We start from the raw sequence: 20,002 nt of genomic DNA on the forward strand, positions 1-20,002 counted from the left end.
TAATATTCATTCTCCAGTGAGAATTTGGATTTCAAGTAACCCCATAGTATGAGATCGAATAAAACCAGGCCTTTTCAGACCCTTATATAGCCGTTATTGCTATCTAATAGCTGGGCAAGATCATCGGCTTTGAGTGGCCTGCTAAAAAGGTAGCCCTGGATCTCTTCACAATGTAATTCCCTAAGAAACTCCAGCTGGGATTTTTCTTCTACACCTTCTGCGGTCACACTCAAACCGAGGTTATGAGCAACAGCTATAATCGCCTGTGTTACCGATGCATCGCCTGGATCGGTAGTAACATGGGTAATAAAGGAACGATCTACTTTGAGTCGGTCAATTGGAAAGCGTTTCAGATAGCTAAGACTCGAATACCCGGTACCGAAGTCATCTATCGCTAATTGCACTCCTAAAGCTTTAAGTCGATGCAAGGTTTCAACTGACCCTTCAACATCATCCATCAGCATATTTTCTGTAATCTCCAACTCCAGACAGTTTACAGGTAAGCCCGTATCCAGCAGAACCTGACTCACCAGTTTTTCCAGATTTTGCTTAGCAAACTGTCGTACTGAGAGATTTACCGCAACCCTGATCCGGGGAAGCCCCTGTTCTTGCCATACCCGGGCCTGTTGACATGCCTCACGTAACACCCATTCCCCAATCGGCGAAATAAGGCCAGTCTCTTCTGCTACCGGAATAAATTCGACCGGTGAAACAAACCCTAACTCCTGACTATTCCACCGCAACAGCGCCTCAACTCCGATAATTCTTCCGCTCGTTACTTCTACCTGAGGCTGGTAGTTTAACGATAACTCGTTCAACTCAATGGCATGCCGCAAATGACTTTCTAGCTCTAAGCGTCGCTTAGCCACAACATTCATCGACTTTACAAACAACTCATAACCATTTTTACCGGCATGCTTAACAAAATACATCGCCGCATCAACATTTTTCATCAGGCTATCTACATCTTCACCATGATGAGGAAAAATAGCGATACCAATACTCGGCGTTACTACAACCTCATGACCCGCCAAATCAATAACCAAGCCTATAGATTCCAAAATACGACGAGCAACGACCTCTGCATCGCTGATCTGGTCTATTTCAGGTAATAAAACGGTAAACTCATCACCACCAAAACGAGCAACTAATGGGCAGTTCTTATCATTGCTACTGACACTCTGAGATATCCTGCGAGCGACCTCCTGTAGTAAAAGATCCCCCATGCCATGGCCAAATGTATCGTTAATACGCTTAAAGTTGTCCAAATCCAGAAAAAGCACGGCGCCCAGAAACCCCTTTCGGTCAGCCATGTCAATTGCTAGCTTAACTCGTTCACTGAAAACACTTCTATTCGCCAGTCCGGTCAAACTATCAAAACGGGCCAGTTTCAGAATTTGATCCTGGGCCTGTTTAAGCTCTGACACATCTAGCATGGTTCCAGCAATCAGAGTTGGCTTTCCCTTATCATCACAGAACACTTCTATTTGATGTTGCATATTCATCAGGTCACGCCCGGGAATGCTGATACTATGATTAATACCGGCCATAAAGCCTGAATAATGGCAGTTAAGTTGCTCTTTTAACCAGTGCCTGATTTGGCAGCGTTCATTAGCCGGTACACACCGTAAGAATGATCTGAAACCTGGTGTCGCCCGACCCCGTTGCACACCTAACAGATGATAGAACTGATCGGACCAATACACTTCACCGCTACTGACATGCCACTCCCAGTTTCCCAATCGGGCAATCCGTTGAGCATTACCCAGGCGTGCCTCACTCACTTGCAACTGGCGCAACTGTTCCGTCATATTGCTGGCCCGAATCATGTAGCTAAGACGGTGACCGAGAATTTTCCAATTAAACGGCTTAGTAACGAAATCTGTCGCCCCAGCCGCATAAGCTTCGCGCACAGAATCAACATCATCCTGTCCTGTCGCCATCAGGATAGGTACAAGCTTGCCACAGGGCAAACTACGTAACTGACGACAGACATCAAAGCCATTTAACTCAGGCATTTCAACGTCCATCAGCACGATATCAGGCTGAGCCTCCTGGAATATTCTCAATGCTGATACGCCATTATCAGCCAACAGAACTTCAAAGCCTTCCTGTTGCAAAGACTGAGTAGCTAATAAACGAGCGGTCAGGTCGTCATCAACGACTAACACCCGGCAAGTTACAGGGACTACGTCACTCACTACAGACATACTCACCTTCTTTTTCACTTATTGTAAGTAATGTCTGGCTTACCTTAAGATAGGCAGCTTCAATCTGAGCCAGCAGTTCTTCAGACTTTTCCAGAGTTTTATCCCTGCCAACCTGTTCCAGCGCTTTACATAATTCAGCCAGCTTCATTGCCCCAAGATTGTAGCTACTGGATTTAAAGCTATGAGCCGCTACACGAAGCATCTCGGAATCCCCTGCTTCTACCGCTTTACTAAGCCTGGCCAGATCATCAGGTGACTTTTCCAGGTATGCTGCAATAATTTTCTGTAAGAACACACTACTGGTATCCATCTCTATCAGTTGCGAGATGACCTCTGAATCAACTTCACCCATCTGCTCCGCATACTCACCAGTAGAAGATGATGTTTGCTCAGCAAGGTATAGTGCATCTGGTTCAGCACAGCCTTCACCACCTCCGCCCAGCCATCGTTTCAGAATCAGGCTGATCTGCCGCTTATTAAACGGCTTTGCCAGATAATCATCCATACCCGCCCGCAAGCATCTCGCCCTATCATCAGCCATCGCATTAGCCGTTAAGGCGATCACGGGAAGGTGGGGTAACTGTTTTTCTAATTCCAAACGCCGGAGCTCCTTCGTCGCCTGATAACCATCCATTTCGGGCATCTGGCAATCCATCAGCACCAACTGATAATCGGCCTGCTGCAGCATCTTTAATGCCTCTACTCCATTAATAGCAGTATCAACCGTAACGCCCAAACCACTGAGCGCCTGCAATGCATATTCCTGATTCACCGGGTGATCTTCCACCAGCAAAACACGTCCGGAAACAGTATCCAGCTCGGCCAGCTGACGAAGTTCCGGCAACTCCTGTCTGGGAGTCTCATCTGTTTTTGCCATACTCAGGCCAAACCAGAAAGTTGTCCCTTTGTCTGGTTCACTGGAAAAGTCGATCGTTCCGCCCATCATCTCGATTAGCTGCCGGGAGATCGCTAAGCCAAGACCTGTGCCACCAAAATTCCGGGTAGTTGAACTATCTGCCTGAGAAAACGATTCAAAGATGACGCATTGATGTTCCGGCGCGATACCCACACCAGTATCCGCGACCCTAAGTTGGAATGAAATATTCTGCTCGCTTCTTTCAAACACAACAGCCGTTACTTCAACCACTCCTTGCAGGGTAAACTTGATCGCATTACCGATCAGGTTCGTTAATATCTGTCGCAATCGCATCGCGTCGCCCAATACCACGACATCAAGTTCGGGTGGTAGATGGCAAATAAGTGATAGATTTTTCTTATGTGCCTGAGGGTCCAGAATGGCTACCTGTGTCTGAATCAGCTCAGCAAGATTCAACGGTTGGCAATCTAATTTCAACTTTCCTGCTTCAATTTTTGAAAAGTCCAGAACATCATTAATAATGTCCAACAGTCCCTCTCCAGAGTATCGAATCATCTCCATGAAGCGACGCTGCTCTTCAGTTAGACTGGTCTCTAGCACTAAATCAGTCATGCCAAGAACCCCGTTCATCGGCGTACGAATTTCATGACTCATCGTGGCCAGAAATTCACTTTTCGCCTGACTGGCTTTAATCGCACTCTCTTTCTCTTTATGCACTTGTTGAATAGTGCTTCTAATAGCCATCTCCATAAATAAAAATGACTCAGCCAAACGGCCTATTTCATCCCTGTTTTTCTGAGCAAGACTCACCACTTTCTGACTCTGATCCGCAGGCCTGATGAAGTCCTGATCAGGTAACGATTTGGCATAAGATGCAAGGATATTTAAGGGTCGCGCCATCCGAAACACCAGGATGAAGGCCGCCCCGATGCTAACCATAAATATCAACCCGATAATCAGACTTTGCTGGGCAACAACGGTACGCCCTGGTGCAGAGATTTCTGCAACAGGAACCACAACAGCGGAATACCAATCGAATGCCTTAAAGTAGCTAAAGTAGACCTGTACCTGTCGACCGCCGGTAAAGGGGCTATGGTGACGAATAGAGTTCTCACCTCTTTGGTGAGCCTCAATAATCTGTTCGAGGACGCCTGCCTGGCTCCAGTCAAGATCATCCGTAGTAATCCCCCCCTGCAAGCGTTGCAAAGGCGGCTCTATCAGCACATCCTGATGACCATTAAACAAAATAGCGTAACCCGTCTTAGCGACCTGAAGCTTATTAAACGTGGTACGTAGCGCATCTACTATCACGCTCATCTTTTGCTGACTTTGCTGCTCAACACCAGAAAAGTTAACCACAATAGCCAGCGTCCAATCCCAATTGGCGGCAGGGATAAAATACCCCATATACTTATCACCTTTAGGATGGCCTGGCTTATGCCAGTAAAAAATACCGCTATCACCTTTAGGATCAAGGCGGTCAAAGCGCATCGACTGATGTAGCTGTCTTCCTTTCAGGTCTCGTAAGCCAGCAATGGAAGTAAGTGTAAGTCCACTATCTGTTGCACCAACAATGACGCCATCTGAATCAAACAGAATCAAGTCACCGTTATCAAAATCGACACTTCCAATCCACTTAAGAATCGCTTCTTTCGCTGCCTCTTCACTCAATTGATCAGGCTTTGCTACTTGAGCATAACTATCTAAAACCGACTGCCCCAGGCGGGTAAGTTGGCGCATATCTGCTTTTATTTTATGGAGAATGTCCACTTTTTCGGAAACGAGCTGATCATATCCAGCACGGATATTCAGGTCAGCAAGCTGGAGTACATTCAAAGCTGATTTCTGTTCAGCGAACAACATCGCCTGACCCACATCCCGTTGGGTAAAATACATAACGCCAGCTGCGGTACCGAGTAACACCGCGACAACAAGCGCTATAATTTTAAATTTAAAACTGGACAACATACTCAGTACTCAGGGTTGTTCTATCTGCCAATAAAGTTGATCTGCAGCCGCCAACATTTCTGCATCAAGATACAGTCCGATCTGCTCCGCCGTTTTAAGATTTAGCGTAATCCTGTCAGCTTCGGCGGAAACATTCATCAAGGATGCAGGCTCTCCGCCGTTTAATATTTTCCCGGCCGTATGGGAAAGTAATCGTCCTTCATCCCTAAACCCTTCCACCTGGGACAGGCTCATAAGGTAACCCAACTTAACCTCATCATGGCCATATTGAGAAAAGGTTGGAATACTGTGCTGATTGGCGATATCGACCAGTACAGGAGTAGTATGATTGTTAATCCCCCCCTGCACCGTCACATAAATTGCATCCACTTGTTCTGCCAGCTCATTAAAGCAATCGATAACAGATTGTTCCGCCTGAATCTGATCTGCTATATCACTCTGTGTATGGCAACTAATTACCTGAAAATTTCGTTCTTCAGCCAGTCGTTCAATTGTCTCAATTGAGGCATAACTTCGGCCTTCAAAGCTGTCTTCAAAAGCAACCCCGAGGGTCTCAAAACGAATCAGATCATGAAACAGGGTCACCTGCCGCTCATATCGCTGAGGGTCTTCAGGAACATAGATATGCCGATATGACTCATCGTCCTGAACCAACCCAGCACTTCGAGGGTCATTTACAGAGATCACCATCGTCGGCACCGAATGTTTGTCAACGGCTATATCAATACCCGCCCAGGTACCCATCGCTAAGATAAGATTTATTTCGCCAGCCTTTTGCAATCGACCGACTACCTGTTCGCGTAGTTCTGCTCGATACTCTCTATCCCAGTCCGCACTGTAAAAACCATCGGACAAGAACTCGATATAGTCACTTTCAACATTAACTCTCAACCAATCCCACAATTCACGAGCGGACAAAAGCTGGCTAGGAATCGTTTTTGGGCTGAGCCAACCTTGTTCCATCAATCCCTCAGCAGTTACTCTAAGATACTGATAATAATCACGATAGTCGCCACCCTGATAATAAGCCAGACGCCATTTCTCTCCCTGATTCAGGCAGGGTTGACTATCAACTTCCGCGGCTCGAAGAGGTGAATAAAAACAGGACATTAATAACACTATCCCTGTCAGCCATAGCCTCAGCTGCTGCTTTCCCTGTTGTGCCATAGTGTCACTTATATCCTTGTTTTATATTTATTCTTCTGGAATATCTCGATAAACCTCATCCGCCGCACCTAGTAACAGTAATGGCGGATTAAAACCAACCACCTCGGCTGTTTTCAGGTTTACAGCCATGCGGGGGGGCTCTTCAAATAGTTGTGTTAACTGATTAGGCAAAGCCCCGTTAAATACTTTGGCAAAAGTCGATGCGTGAAATTCCCCTACATAGCGAAATCCTGCCTGAGACAGACTGAGTAACAAACCTTTACTCACTTCTTCTGAACCTGATTGAGAAAATGTAGGGACCCGATGCTTATTAGCAATATCGACTAATTGCCCAATACTCTTACCGGTAACCCCCCCCTGGACAGTGACATAGATCGCATCAACCTTCGGCGCCAGCTTTTTAAAGCATTTAATAACACTCTCTTCAGCCTTACCTGTATCAGTGATATCACTCAGAGTGAAGCAGCGAGCAACTTTAAAGCCTCGCTCCTGACTGAGGTTTTCAATCACATCAAGCGCAGCGTAACTGCGCCCATTATCGGAATCTTCGTAAGCAACACCCAGGGTCTTAAAATTAACAATATCGTGAAATACCCGCACCTGGCGCTCATAGCGATTAGGATCTAGCGTGGCGTGAATATGCTCAAAACCAGAATCCTCAACACTTTTAATAATGCCTGCTGCCAACGGATCACTAGCTGAAAGTACCATTGTAGGGGTGTCATGGCGGTCACTGGAGAGCGCTTTGCCCGCCCAAGTCCCCATAGCAATCATCAAATCAATATCATTCTCATTATTCAACCGGGCAATAATACCTTCGGCCATCCGGTCCCTCTGAGCCTCATGCCATTGCGCGCTATAATGAGCGCCGTCAACAAACTCAACAAACTCACTCTTAACTTCATCCTGAAGCCACTGCCACAACAAAGCCGTTTGTTCGCCCTCTTGATCTGGAATTTCAGCCTTATCGATCCAGCCTGTCTGCATCAGACCTTTAACCGTTTCGATAAGAATTTTTTGATAATCAATATATTCGCCACCTTCAAAGTACCCAATCCGCCATCGCTGGTCACCATTCATAACCGGCTTTGTAGAAAAAACGCCTTTATCAACATACGCTTCACCCAATGCAGCAGGCACCGTAAGGCAGCACAGAATGATCACACACATACTTCTTATGAACGGCATAACCTCTCCTTTCTCCTACAGCAATACTTTCTATCTATTTATACACTTGTTTGAAAAGGTATGATATTCAACTTACTACAACCTACATCAAGGTAAGCGCCTGATAACAACCTTATCTGCAAGTTGCTTATGCTGAACACCAGCAAGCACTTGTAACCAGCCCTTCTCTTTTTCATCTCCGGGCATCACATCAGCAACAGTTTCAATCAATGATGCACTATGTGCGTCGCTAACCTTAACACCCGAAATAAACTCCAGTTCATCAAGCGTCACTCTCCCACTCGCTAAGATTTCCAAAGGGCCAGCGGGAAGTAATGCCTGCCCCTGCTCAAGCATAATGGTTTGCATTCCAGAGAGATAACCCTCTGTGAAACTCTCAGTCACTAGCCCCGCTTTTTGAAGCATCCCATCCTGCATCAGCAAATCAACGACCCCCAACTGCATCTGGGGTAGATAATCCGCCTGATAATAACCTCCTAAACAGGTTACTCCCCGAGCCAGAGATATGGTCAGAAAACAACTAAAGATTGAGGGCATTAACTGCCCCTGACTTATTGCTTCAGCAAGAGACTCTGCCTCAATGCTGTAACGATACTCAACACCATTATCATCACAACCGCAGAGTATCCGTTGCCCCGAATCCTCCATCAGCATCAGAGGAATCCGCCGAAAACGTTTATCGACGCCCCAAAAACAAAAAGTACCGGAACCGGGCACCTGTTTCTTTTCAGAATCAGACCGCCCCTGCCAACGTTGTTCCAAAAGGCCCTTATTCCAACACCCTGCAACACCATTAAGTCGTTGATAGAGCTTTGAAATCAACCGGTTATCAAACAGTAATGTCGCCAGACTACCCGAGTTCTGAAGATCACGAAGCAGTAGTTTCTGCGTCAGTTTTTCAAGTTCAATAGTAACTAACTGGGGCATGTTAGCAGAGGCTGTAAATAGGCGACTCCAGATACGTGCATTTAAGATCACAGATTGGGCAGAATAGCTCTGTTGAGCCTGAGCCTCTTCCGATAGATAGTCATCCCCTATCAGCTGTAACAACGACTCAGTCAAAGAAGCGTCTACGCCTTGTGCAGCTAAATCACCTATCCGTTTCAGCACCGGTTTCATCATATTACTATCAAGAGTTTTTACCCATGCAACCGGCTGTCGTCTTAATTTATTTGAGAAGAAAGGGATTCGTAACGGCCAGACCTCATCGCTACAATCAGTGCCATACAGTAGCGCTCCCCGAGGGTAGGTAACATTATCCAGCGGGATATTGGCACAAGAAAACACAGGTATCGTTGATATTCCTTCGACCTGCCTTTTAGCCAGGCCAAATAACATACTTCCCTGCACTGACTGAGCAAAAAAGTCGACCCCGTGATGGTTAGTCGTCAACGCAACCGGATGATGTAAAAAATCAGCTGCTGTTCGCTCTGCAAGCTCTTTGCCCAATAAGGGTTCAACATACTCATGAATCACCTCTGCAATATCGGAGCAGGATTGAAAACTGACCGGGCTCACCCGACATACCCGCTGTAAATACTCAGCAAGGGAAAGGTTCCCCGCCGATGACAATACCCGATCAACCACCGGAGCCTGACGACGGACAGTACTAAGGAGCTCTTCTGCCAAATCCTGCCTGTCTGCTATAACACCACTATTCATGAGTAATACCAACCGTCTTAACAACCGGCGAAACCCTTGGGGCCCAGGTAAGAAGCGCAAAAAGAATAGCCGTTACCAGATAGATCACGCCAAACATCATTACGCTGTTCTCGATGTTTGTAGTGGCAATAATAGCCGCAAAAATAACCGGCCCGAGCATCTGGCCTATCCGGCTACTGGAGCGAAAGATCCCCATAGATTTCCCTTCACCATAACGACCAGTAATCTCCTGTTTCAATACAAACGCACTCTGGGCTGATAGTACCAGGCAGTTCGAAAGCCCTAATAAGAGAACGGACAGCGTAACCGCAACGACACCCTCAAAAATGCCAAACACGAGAAATGCTCCACCTCCCAGAACACAACCCAGAACAATCGGCCCCCGTTTAGTTTCACTCTGATCAGCAAACCGGCCAATAGCCGGGCCCAGCAAAGCTAGAACCACACCAAACAGCATCAACACTTGCCCGATCGAAGCATCATTCAGGCCAGCGCGATTCAGATAAACCGGGCTGAAATAGTTCAAAAAACCAACCACGGCAATCGACGCTGGCATACTGCTGAAAAGCGTTGCCGCTAACACCTGACGATCTGATAAAAAGCTTATAAAAGAGGGCGAATAATGAGCAGCATTATCTGGATTTGACCCCTTCACTGAACCTGCTGTCTTTGCCTGTTCAACTTTCTTAACACCTCCTCCAGCAGATCGGGACAGCGTCATTAAGCCATAAAAAATAACGCAAAAAACAATCAACGCACCCAGCAGGAATACCGAACCATAACCAAACTGCTCGGCGAGTACAGCACCGGTTGCAGCACCACAGATACTGCCTGAATAAAGCCCTGCAAAAAGGTGGGCTAAGCCCCTCGCCTTATTGCTGCTATCGGTATGCTTGATCACATAACCCTGAGACGCTAACAAGGTCAAACCATAACCAAATCCGAGCACTCCTCTGGATAGAATAAACTGCACAGCATCAGGTGCCAGCCATGAGTAAAGGCAGCCTAGCCCTGTTATCACCAGACCAGTATAAAAAGGTGGCTTCCAGCCACTTTTATCCAACCAGACACCACAGCACAGTATCGCCACACCTACACAAAAAAACTCAACCGAAATCGGCAATCCGATCAACAGGTCAGGGCTGATACTACGCAAACTTTGCGGTAACGCTTCCATGTGCAAAGGAATAAATGCCATCGACAGGTCGATACCAAAAAGAAACAGAAAAATAGCCGGCCGCATCTGCTTAAAATGCACAGTTTTTTGCGTCGGCTGAAGACTACCACTCTGCTGATATACCGCGAGCTCAAGAGAAAACAGAAAGGTAATCAGCAATGCTGTACCCAAATCAAATAGCGGTAAGGTCTCTGGCCCCTGTAAAAAATGCTGTAAACAGAGCAAAGACATAGAGACACCGCAAAGCGCCATCATCAAATGACTAACACTGATACCTGATAATGACGCTATTCGTCTTTGATTGAACTGAATTATTGCCAATAGAAGAGCAGGCAACGTGATCGCATATCCGCCCCAGTAGATAATGTCGATTAAAGAAATATTTGTAGCAGCACGCTCATAAGCCGCAAATATAAGAAATGCAGCAAGACTGGTAATAAAGATAAGCTGTAAGCAACCACTAAAAAAAAGCATAATTGCTGAACGGCCTATCATGTTACTAACCTGCTGATATCACTTCCCGTATCCTCTTTAGAAGAGGATTTCTCTATCACTCGATGATGTGCAGGTAACAAACGATATACACCGTCAAATAACATCACCGGCTGGCTCGCCAATGACCAGCCCTCATCTGAGCGATTAATCCTTATTCGCGCGTCATCATCGTGCCAGCGACAACGGTGAGGTAAAATATCGATTTCATCCAGTGCCTGATCGCTGAGCTCACTGTATACATATGCAACCGCCAGCGCGCCTGTTCCACAGGCTAGAGTTTCCCTGTTTATGCCCCTTTCGAAGCAGCGATTCTCCAGGACTTCAGAGCACTGACTCCTCGCCAGATTGACATTAATGCCCGCTGGGAACATCGCTTTATAGCGAGTATTCATATATTGGCCAATATGCTCCACCAGCCAGGTACCAAAACTCTCACGACGATCTTGAACCGACCATTGTTCAGAACTACCAAAGATATAATCTGCCAGCTCGGGGATAGAAAAATCACTATCCGGAAAAATCACCAAATGAGGCTCACCGGTGAACACCAAGTGGGCTTTGATCTGTAGTTCCCGCTTATCGCTGAAAGCTCGCAGATCCCCCGCTCTAAAGCCAATTTTAATGTCGGTATAAAGATCTATCGTTTGAGTAAACGGCTCAGAAAAACCTTCGGAGGCCAGCTTAGCAGGTGTCCTGCGCGGATACCCAAGATTAACCCATCCCCCCAGACTGTCATCACCTGCACCAATCTGAATAACTTTAGGCTCAGGCAACGGGATCTCAGTCATAATTGATGCAGAAGTAACCCCATGTTTATGTAACAGGTAGCTGGCAACACACATCAGCCCATTACCGCAACACAGTGCTTCTTCACCGTCAGGTTCAAACATTCTAAACAGGTATTCTGCTTGCCCGGCCTCAGGAGGCCATCGCCAGTAGGGACGCATATCTGCAATAGATTTCAGCACCTCTTTATTACAGCGCTGGATCACCAATAAATTATCGCAACCTACACCAAAGCTGGTGTTAGTCGCTTGAAAAGCAAATCGTGACATTTCTGATTCAGTGAGCGATATTTGCTCCGTTTCATCAACAATTACAAAGTTATTGCCACAGGATGTGTACTTCACAAACGGAACTAATTTCATAGTAGGTTTCCGACGGTGTTCGCGGGAATCTCAGAAACTTAAACGCACAACTCTTTATATATCTGCCACCCTCATCACCATTTATAAACAACCAATTTTGTTTTCAAACAGCTAAATTGAGGATAAATACAACACATACGAGACAACATTCAAGAACAGAAAACTCGCCAAACAAACAAACGTTTAATTTATTTATTGATCTGCAATCTATCATCAGACTGGCCGATGTATCAACGAAGGAATACCCAAAATGAGGTTGAGAAACAAATATTAGAGCTGATTTATCAAGCAATTAGAGCTTAAAACCTTATATGGAAGACGTGAAAAAGGAGACAGGCTGAGCATTGGAACATATCATCAACTCAGTAAAACTTGCGCTATATATATCGCTGAATACGCCGGGAAAAAATATCAACCACAATATTCAAAAGCGCTGCGGTCAGAATTAAAAGTAACGCTACATCAAAACGAATTTCCTGTATCGCACTGTCTACAAAGAAACCAAGCGTATGAATACCCAAAATACCCAGAATTGCCGTTTCCCGCATAATTACTTCCCAGCGATACAGCATAAAAGATAGAAAAGAGGGATATATACGCGGTAAAAGCTCATAAAAATAACGATCTAAGCGTCGCTCTGGAAGATCAGAGCGCAACGCTAACTCATTACTATGCCGCCCTGATAAATAGCCAATCAAAGCACCATTATGAATAGCCAAAGCGATCACTGCTGGTAGCATTGAAGGGCCTAGCAGTTGCAATAAAATATATGCCAGCAGGTATTCAGGAGTCGAACGGGCAATTACTAACAATAGATGACCTGGCATCCGACCAGGCAGGCGATAGCAGTGACGACTGATCAACGGAAACATAACCAGCGCAAAGAAACCGGTTACTACCAACGCAATCTGCGACAGAACCAAAGTATTCCAGATCCCGGGCAACGCCTGATCCAGCATAATATTTGAAACCCATTGGAACACTTCAGACCCGTTAACCCACGACCAGGTAACTTCACTATTTCGAAGCGGTGCTGGAACAATGTCCTCTGTGACAAAGCGCCATGCGTTCCCCCAGATAATCGGCATCCCTTCCCCCAGAAAAAAAGGAGATCCCAGGAGCAGCGCTGGCAGACTCCAGCGTCTAAGCCAGAATTTTTTAGTCGCTATTAGCAGATAGAAAAGCATTAACAGCGCGGCTGCTTCTGAGTAATAGCCCTGTGAAAATGACGATTCGAGATAGTAACCTAAGGTGGGCAGCCCAACAAAACCAAGAATAGCACTACTGCGAATACCGCACTCTAAACGATACGAGGTGTAACTAACCAAATGAGGCCAGGCAAGCGGCAAACGAGTATATAAAAGAGTACTAAGGTAACCCGAACCGCAAGGTAAGGCCTGTGCCGGTTGAGTTGAAACCTGCGCCAGCATCTCAGCATACATGCGTGCGAAAATACCACTATAAGGAATGGCAATGGCCAATAATCCCGTCAAGGGGTGAAGACCAAAGAACTGTAAAAAAATCAATGCCCAGAACAGTTCATGCACAGAACGCACTAACGCACAAAAACCGCGTACAAGTGCATTATGAAACAACAACGCCAGAAAAAACCCGCCAATTACCGCCAGAGCAACTCCGGCAACGGCAAACGCCAGCGTAGACAACAAAGCCTCGATCACTTCCCCTGGTAGCGTCAGGCTAGGATGAAAAAAGCCTTCTGCCAAACGCCGCATCTCGGTCCAGGGATCAAGACTGGATATTTCCAGGTCTGCAAAAAACAAGCAGCCGAGAGCCACCAGCATAAAACCCAGGCTAATTTTTACACCACCGGACCTGCGATATCGAGAGGAAAACACCGTCTTAATAAAACTCATTCAAAGCAGCAACAGTAAGACGCTCCGTTGGTTCGTCCAAAACCAGCTCTCCATTCTGAATCGCAACAATTCGCTGACCATACCGCAACGCTCTATCTACATCATGCAGGCTGATTACCGCCGTGGAAAAATATTGCCCCAGCAACGCCATCACCCTATCGGCTTCCGGACCATCCAACGCTGAAACCGGCTCATCAGCCAACAGGACAGGAGCAGCCTGATATAACGCCCGGGCGACAGCTACTCGCTGCTGCTGTCCTCCTGACAGCTCCGCCACGGAAGAAAAGCACTTCTCCGCCAAACCTAATTGCTCAAGCAACGGAGACACTTCTGCAACCCTCCCCCTCGCAGGGGAGATCAAATTCAGCATATTCTGCAAGGCGCTATACCGCTGCAATCGTCCCATATAGACATTATGATAAACACTCAGGGTTTCAACCAAACCAAGGTCCTGAGGTATTAACGCACAACCGCTTCGATTTTCGGTATAAAGGCGATTGAGTAGGGTTGATTTACCGCAACCGCTTTTACCCAACAGAATAAGATGCTCGCCTGCTCGAACATCCAGATTAACGGGCCCCAGGACTCTGTGATTACCATATGAAAGATACGCCTCATGCAGAGCCAGAGCCGACATCAGTCCAGAAGACCTATCTGTTTAGCCACTTTACGTACTGGTTCAAAATCAGCATTAGACGCCGGAATAAAACCCTGCCGAGGGAAGCTACTCAACAGTTCCGGATCATTCATCTTCAATAACGCCTGTTCAACACGAGCGGTAAAACCTTCCCCGTATGCGGCATCAAGATCGCCTCTCAGGGTCCACTGATAATCCGGATAGGTTGGCGTTTCCCAAATCACTTTAACCTTAGATGTATCAACCTTACCCGCCTCTACTGCCGCATCCCACACTTTATAGTTCAGAGCGCCCAGCTGATAAGCGCCAGACTCTACCAGTGCGATGGTCCGCGAGTGATTACCACTAAAACCAACCCGACTAAACACTTTCTCCGGGCTTTGGCCAAACTGTTCACGCAGATGATACTCAGGCATCAGGCGACCGGAAGTTGATCCTTTCGAGCCAAATGTAAACGTTAGCCCACGGATAGATACAGGCAGACTCTCTGCTGAGTCAAGCCCTGTGCTTTGATGCGCAATAAAATAAGATTTAAAGTCAGGATCTTCAACGCCCTGTGCGACCGCCCGTGAGCCAGGTACCAGCTCACGCGCCTTAACCCCGGAAAGACCGCCAAACCAAGCTAACTGCACCTGATTATTTCTAAAAGCAGTAATTGTCGCAGCATATGATTTAACCGGAACAAAACGAACATCTGTCTGCAGCTCCTGTTGCAAATAGTCAGCAACCTTCTGAAAACGTTGTTTAAGCCGGGTTTCATCCTGATCAGGAATAGCGGTAAATACAAAAGTAGGCGCTGCAGAGACTGAACCTGTCAAAAGCATCAAAGCTATTACTCGAAGCATCATTTTGAACATTTATTTCTTACCATAAGATTAAGTAAAATTTAGCGCGCTATTTTCGCACAACCACCACCTACAGTGCAGCCTGTTTCTGCTTAACTGCATCTACAACCACCCATAAGTACTAACAATTGTTTGAAAACATTACTCGTTTTGGGACGCAGCTCCTGCAGATATGGTTTATATTGCATTAACGGCTTATATGCCCTCCTGATGTTTCAACGCGGTTTCAGGAAGTTAAAAATTTAGCCTTTCACTTTTTTATCCATCGCATTCTGGATACTGATTTATGCTAAGCCGCAGAATAAAACTCTTCCTATTCATACTCAGCATAACGCTGGCAACGATCAGCCAAAGCGCAGAAAAACCTACGTCTGTTAGCCTGCAATTAATCTGGAAACATCAATTTCAATTTGCTGGCTACTATATGGCAAAGCACAAGGGCTTCTATCGCGAGGCAGGCATTGAGCTTTCAATTCACGAATTTAATAGTAATGAAGACCCTGTCGAATTAGTCCTGAACGGCAGCCGGGACTTCGCTGTAGGACGCTCAACAATCCTATCCCAGCGAATAAAAGGAGCAGGCATCGTTGCCCTCTTGGCAACCTATCAAAATTCTCCGTTAATGCTATTAACCACCGCAGAGTCAGGAATAAGCCAACCTTCAGATCTATTAAACAAACGCATTATGATGACCCCCGATGCAGAAAAACAAGTCGAATTGCTTGCTATGTTGCGTCAATCCGGCGTCCACAGCGGTAGCTTTACACGACAAGAACATAGTTTTGATATTGACGCCCTTATCGAGGGAAAAACTGATGCGATGGCCTCTTACATCTCGAACGAACCTTTTCAAATGGACCAGTTAGGCGAGCAATACAATATCCTCCATCCAAAAGAGTTCGGCTTTAGCATGTACTCTGACTTGTTATTTACCTCTGAAAGCCTGTTAGAAAATGAGCCTGCGTTGGTTGAGGCTTTTCGGCAGGCGACAATAGAGGGCTGGCTCTATGCCTTTGAAAACATAGAAGAAACCGCTGATCTTATTATTTCAGAATACAACAGTCAAAACCGTTCTAAATCGGCATTAATATTTGAAGGTAATCAACTCGCCAAGCTCGCGTTCGACAATGACGGAAATTTCGGGTCACTGGATCATGAAAAGTTAAAAGTCATGTCTCAACTGTATCTGCTATTTAATTTTATTTCTCCCGGTTACAACATTGAAGATTTTATCTATCAGCCTAAAGTAAAAAGTCAGCTATCACTCACAATTAAAGAACACTTATTCCTCGCCACCCAACCAACCCTCAGACTATGTGGCGATCCATCGAGAGCACCTTACAGCCATTTAACTAATGGTAAATATGAAGGAGTAGGTCCTGATTACTTAGAGTTGATAGGTCAACGTACCGGACTTAAGTTTAAAACTATTACTCACTCAACCTGGAATAAGGCTGTTGATGCCATAAAAAAGGGGGATTGCGACATAATCAGTGGCGCGATGCAAACGCCGGATAGAGCCCATTACATGGACTTTTCAGACATTTATCTCAGCCTACCAGCAGTATTAGCTGTGAATTCAACAACAGCAGAAGACGTATCGCTGGCCGATCTGATTCAAGCACCCATCGCTATCGTTGCAGGCTCATCTTTCATCGAAATTCTAACCAGCCGCTATCCCAGTATCTCTATCATCGAAGTAAGTTCAGTCACCGAGGGCTTAACCTTACTCAAAGACTCTCAGGTAGTCGCACTACTGGACGCCCCAAACAGCATTAGTTCAGCTATTAGCAAAGCAAATCTTTCCGGAATTAAGGTAATTGATCAGGTTAGAGACAACTGGGATATCAGCGTCGCGATAAGCCATCGTTTTCATGACACACCACTATTGAGCATTATCAATAAAGCGATCGTTTCTTTCAGTCCGGAAGAGAGAAATGCAATCAATGACCGCTGGATTAAAATAACCTTTGTGCATAAAACTGATTACACCCTGATTTGGCAAATTTTCTTAGGCATAAGCCTGATCTTTCTTTTTTTAGCCTACAGGTATCGAGTCATACATCTACACAACAGACAGTTAAAAGAGATGGCCAGACAAGATCAACTGACTGGTTTAAATAACCGGCGTGTATTAATCGAAGCACTCAATGAACACAGCACTATCGCTGCCCGATATAACAGACCCGTCTCCGTTATCTTTTTCGACTTAGATGACTTCAAATTAATCAACGATCACTTCGGCCATTTTGAAGGAGATATCGTACTTAAAGCTATCGCTAATCTGCTTCAATCCCATTGCCGGTTAGCGGATGTGTATGGTCGTTGGGGGGGTGAGGAGTTTTTAATCATTCTGCCCGAGTCGAATCTATCTCAGGCAACCCAAAGCGCCGAGAAAATACGCCTAGCACTTCAGAAGTATGACTTTGACTCATCAATAGCTAAAACGGTCACTGGAAGCTTTGGTGTTGCCCAACTAAGCCCCAATGAATCAATCAACAGTATCATTCAACGGGTTGACCAAGCCCTCTACCGCGCAAAGTCTGCTGGGAAGAACTGTGTACGCAAAGACGTTTACAGGAAGAATCTTGCAGTAAAGGAAGCCACTGTAGACTCTTAATTCTCCAGCACAGATAGCCCTGTCTGCGATCAGGGAGTACAATATTTGTTTCCCCGCAAACAGATCCGATCATGTCCTTTGAAAGCGCGCTAACTTTTTTTATCGCTATTTTTATTTTCGGTATAACACCGGGTCCAGGTGTATTTGCAATTCTTGCCAAATCGATGATCGAAGGCCCTCAGCGTTGTATCATGCTAGCTCTGGGCATGACCATCAGTGATATTATTTACCTGACCCTTGCCTGTCTGGGACTGGCTGCCATTGCAGAGCACTGGGGAGGACTCTTTACGCTTATTCGCTGGCTGGGTGCAGCCTATCTAATCTGGCTGGGTTTTAAGCTTTTTACCAGTCGGCCTGAGCTACCTACCTCAAAGTCTATTGTAAATAAACGTTCATCTTTAGAGTTTATTCAGGGGTTTCTGATCTCTGCATCAAACCCAAAAGTGATCCTCTTTTATATAGCCTTTTTGCCCACCTTTATGGATCTTACTGCGCTGAATAGCCAGGATATTGCACTGGCAGGCTTACTAACCCTGATCGCATTGATGCTTGGATTGATGCTAATTGCTATCTGCGCACACTGGGCAAGTGCCAGATTCAACTCTCACCGAGCGGTAAAACGACTAAATCAGAGTGCCGGCGGGATTATGATAGGGGCTGGGGTTTACCTCGCCGTTCGAAACTAACGCTTCTTACTCCGCTCTCAACCTTTTAGCCACAGGATAACAATGGAAATCCTTTCTACCCCACAGGGAGACTTTGAACTCTCACGCTTCCCTATCAGATCTAAAGAAACTTTGCGTGCCTGGGATGCCGCTGACGAGTACCTGATTAAAGTTCTGCACGAAGAGCAACTCCTGACATCAGATAGCAATGTACTGATTCTCAATGACAGTTTTGGCGCTCTCTCCTGCAGTTTTTCAGCAACCAGGCCCGTAGTTGTCAGTGATTCTTTTATCGCCTACCAGGGATTGTTAGAAAACCTACAAAGAAACAATATCGATCAAAATAATATTGAGTTCAGAGATTCGTTAAGAGAGTATGGTGAGGTCGACCAGCCCTATAACCTTGTACTACTCAAGATCACCAAGAGTCTGGCGCAGCTAGAAGATCAACTGCACCGAATTCGGCCACATATTGATAAAAACACACGAATTATTGCTTCAGGAATGGTTAAAGGGATCCATAACTCAACACTCCAATTGTTTGAGTCCATCATTGGTACCACCACAACATCACTCGCCCGAAAAAAAGCACGATTAATTTTTAGCCAATTTAACCCTGAACTAACCCCCCCTCAAAATAGCTATCCCAAAACCTATACGCTGGAGAGCACTGACTACAAAATATTAAACCATGCCAATGTCTTCTCCAGAGAGAGATTAGACATAGGGACACGCTTTCTGATCGAAAACCTTCCTGTAAGCGATCATTATCAAGACATTGTCGACCTCGGATGTGGTAACGGCATTGTGGGGCTAATGGCCGCATCAGCAAACCCCGCTGCTACTATCAATTTTGTTGATGAATCTTATATGGCCGTTGCATCAGCCAAAGAAAATTTCACGAAGGCATTCCCCGATAGAGAAGCAAACTTTTACGCAACAGACTGCCTTAAGGGTATCCTACCCAGTAGTTGTGATCTGATCCTGAATAACCCTCCTTTTCACCAACAAAATGCGATCGGTGATTTTATCGCCGTGCAGATGTTTAAAGAATCTTTTATAGCACTGAAGCCAGGGGGAGAGTTATGGGTAATAGGGAATCGACACCTTGGCTATCACGTTAAGCTAAAACGACTTTTTGGTAACTGTATAACAGTCGCAAGCAATAAGAAATTTGTGATCCTGAAAGCGATCAAGAACTAGTATTCGCTACATTTCTCGATTGTTCTTGAATAAAATAGTTTTTTACTAAAACAATCGTTTAAATTTTAATCATTATCTTATCCCCTATCGAATCGACCAATATAGCTAAATACGGTATATTCATACCATTATTATTCCCACTAATTATATCTGGTCATATGTTTATCAGGAAAAGATAAACATGCTGTAGGTCATGAGTATGCAATGGATAATCGAACACAACGGTTTTATTATCGAAGCAGTTTTGATGGGGGCTTTTGTTATTT

13 protein-coding genes are annotated in these 20,002 nt (G+C 45.6%); 3 read left to right on the forward strand and 10 right to left on the reverse strand.

Translation table 11 applies throughout. The features are described 5' to 3' along the window. Window positions 1–74: 74 nt before the first annotated feature. From AMJAP_RS15815 to AMJAP_RS15860, 10 genes are all read right to left on the reverse strand, one after another. Window positions 75–2,210 (reverse strand): putative bifunctional diguanylate cyclase/phosphodiesterase, encoded by a 2,136-nt coding sequence (locus tag AMJAP_RS15815; RefSeq protein WP_019623091.1) that lies wholly within the window; start codon window positions 2,208–2,210, stop codon window positions 75–77. Beyond that, on the reverse strand, window positions 2,194–5,055 hold the full coding sequence (locus AMJAP_RS15820) for an ATP-binding protein (protein WP_019623092.1): 2,862 nt from the start codon (window positions 5,053–5,055) through the stop codon (window positions 2,194–2,196). Before AMJAP_RS15820 ends, AMJAP_RS15815 begins: the two co-directional genes overlap by 17 nt. 9 nt (window positions 5,056–5,064) lie before the next feature. Continuing rightward, the gene (locus tag AMJAP_RS15825; RefSeq protein WP_040405012.1) at window positions 5,065–6,222 is read right to left on the reverse strand and encodes an ABC transporter substrate-binding protein; all 1,158 of its coding nucleotides are present in this window, start codon (window positions 6,220–6,222) and stop codon (window positions 5,065–5,067) included. Window positions 6,223–6,249: 27 nt separating this feature from the next. Next, entirely contained in the window at window positions 6,250–7,410 is a 1,161-nt protein-coding gene (locus AMJAP_RS15830; protein WP_026340256.1) for an ABC transporter substrate-binding protein, read from the reverse strand. 87 nt (window positions 7,411–7,497) lie between these two features. Further along, the gene (locus AMJAP_RS15835) at window positions 7,498–9,072 is read right to left on the reverse strand and encodes a hypothetical protein (protein ID WP_019623095.1); all 1,575 of its coding nucleotides are present in this window, start codon (window positions 9,070–9,072) and stop codon (window positions 7,498–7,500) included. After that, window positions 9,065–10,744 carry an MFS transporter gene (locus AMJAP_RS15840; RefSeq protein WP_019623096.1) on the reverse strand — a complete coding sequence of 560 codons (1,680 nt, stop codon included), beginning with the start codon at window positions 10,742–10,744 and terminating at the stop codon, window positions 9,065–9,067. Before AMJAP_RS15840 ends, AMJAP_RS15835 begins: the two co-directional genes overlap by 8 nt. Next, window positions 10,741–11,892: a diaminopimelate epimerase gene (locus AMJAP_RS15845; RefSeq protein WP_019623097.1), complete on the reverse strand. Its 1,152-nt coding sequence runs from the start codon at window positions 11,890–11,892 to the stop codon at window positions 10,741–10,743. The genes AMJAP_RS15840 and AMJAP_RS15845 overlap by 4 nt, the downstream gene beginning before the upstream one ends. A gap of 377 nt (window positions 11,893–12,269) precedes the next feature. Then, window positions 12,270–13,766: a PhnE/PtxC family ABC transporter permease gene (locus AMJAP_RS15850; protein ID WP_019623098.1), complete on the reverse strand. Its 1,497-nt coding sequence runs from the start codon at window positions 13,764–13,766 to the stop codon at window positions 12,270–12,272. Further along, window positions 13,753–14,403: an ATP-binding cassette domain-containing protein gene (locus AMJAP_RS15855; RefSeq protein WP_019623099.1), complete on the reverse strand. Its 651-nt coding sequence runs from the start codon at window positions 14,401–14,403 to the stop codon at window positions 13,753–13,755. The genes AMJAP_RS15850 and AMJAP_RS15855 overlap by 14 nt, the downstream gene beginning before the upstream one ends. After that, window positions 14,403–15,260: a putative selenate ABC transporter substrate-binding protein gene (locus AMJAP_RS15860; RefSeq protein ID WP_019623100.1), complete on the reverse strand. Its 858-nt coding sequence runs from the start codon at window positions 15,258–15,260 to the stop codon at window positions 14,403–14,405. Before AMJAP_RS15860 ends, AMJAP_RS15855 begins: the two co-directional genes overlap by 1 nt. Before the next feature lie 274 nt (window positions 15,261–15,534). Here AMJAP_RS15860 and AMJAP_RS15865 point away from each other — a divergent pair, with 274 nt between their 5' ends. The 3 genes from AMJAP_RS15865 to AMJAP_RS15875 all read left to right on the forward strand — a co-directional run bounded on the left by AMJAP_RS15865 (window position 15,535) and on the right by AMJAP_RS15875 (window position 19,736). After that, the gene (locus AMJAP_RS15865; protein WP_019623101.1) at window positions 15,535–17,868 is read left to right on the forward strand and encodes a transporter substrate-binding domain-containing diguanylate cyclase; all 2,334 of its coding nucleotides are present in this window, start codon (window positions 15,535–15,537) and stop codon (window positions 17,866–17,868) included. 71 nt (window positions 17,869–17,939) lie between these two features. Then, on the forward strand, window positions 17,940–18,554 hold the full coding sequence (locus tag AMJAP_RS15870) for a LysE family translocator (RefSeq protein ID WP_019623102.1): 615 nt from the start codon (window positions 17,940–17,942) through the stop codon (window positions 18,552–18,554). 42 nt (window positions 18,555–18,596) lie between these two features. Further along, window positions 18,597–19,736: a methyltransferase gene (locus AMJAP_RS15875; protein ID WP_019623103.1), complete on the forward strand. Its 1,140-nt coding sequence runs from the start codon at window positions 18,597–18,599 to the stop codon at window positions 19,734–19,736. The last annotated feature ends 266 nt before the right edge of the window (window positions 19,737–20,002 follow it).

The sequence above is a fragment of the Amphritea japonica ATCC BAA-1530 genome (genome assembly GCF_016592435.1).
GTDB classification, from domain to species: domain Bacteria; phylum Pseudomonadota; class Gammaproteobacteria; order Pseudomonadales; family Balneatricaceae; genus Amphritea; species Amphritea japonica.

Excerpts from the sequence above, each read along its gene's own strand:
- AMJAP_RS15825 (WP_040405012.1), bottom strand. The coding sequence starts at position 6,222 with ATGGCACAACAGGGAAAGCAGCAGCTGAGGCTATGGCTGACAGGGATA.
- AMJAP_RS15865 (WP_019623101.1), top strand. The coding sequence starts at position 15,535 with ATGCTAAGCCGCAGAATAAAACTCTTCCTATTCATACTCAGCATAACG.
- AMJAP_RS15845 (WP_019623097.1), bottom strand. The coding sequence starts at position 11,892 with ATGAAATTAGTTCCGTTTGTGAAGTACACATCCTGTGGCAATAACTTT.
- AMJAP_RS15860 (WP_019623100.1), bottom strand. The coding sequence starts at position 15,260 with ATGTTCAAAATGATGCTTCGAGTAATAGCTTTGATGCTTTTGACAGGT.
- AMJAP_RS15850 (WP_019623098.1), bottom strand. The coding sequence starts at position 13,766 with ATGAGTTTTATTAAGACGGTGTTTTCCTCTCGATATCGCAGGTCCGGT.
- AMJAP_RS15820 (WP_019623092.1), bottom strand. The coding sequence starts at position 5,055 with ATGTTGTCCAGTTTTAAATTTAAAATTATAGCGCTTGTTGTCGCGGTG.
- AMJAP_RS15875 (WP_019623103.1), top strand. The coding sequence starts at position 18,597 with ATGGAAATCCTTTCTACCCCACAGGGAGACTTTGAACTCTCACGCTTC.
- AMJAP_RS15870 (WP_019623102.1), top strand. The coding sequence starts at position 17,940 with ATGTCCTTTGAAAGCGCGCTAACTTTTTTTATCGCTATTTTTATTTTC.
- AMJAP_RS15855 (WP_019623099.1), bottom strand. The coding sequence starts at position 14,403 with ATGTCGGCTCTGGCTCTGCATGAGGCGTATCTTTCATATGGTAATCAC.
- AMJAP_RS15830 (WP_026340256.1), bottom strand. The coding sequence starts at position 7,410 with ATGCCGTTCATAAGAAGTATGTGTGTGATCATTCTGTGCTGCCTTACG.
- AMJAP_RS15840 (WP_019623096.1), bottom strand. The coding sequence starts at position 10,744 with ATGATAGGCCGTTCAGCAATTATGCTTTTTTTTAGTGGTTGCTTACAG.
- AMJAP_RS15815 (WP_019623091.1), bottom strand. The coding sequence starts at position 2,210 with ATGTCTGTAGTGAGTGACGTAGTCCCTGTAACTTGCCGGGTGTTAGTC.
- AMJAP_RS15835 (WP_019623095.1), bottom strand. The coding sequence starts at position 9,072 with ATGAATAGTGGTGTTATAGCAGACAGGCAGGATTTGGCAGAAGAGCTC.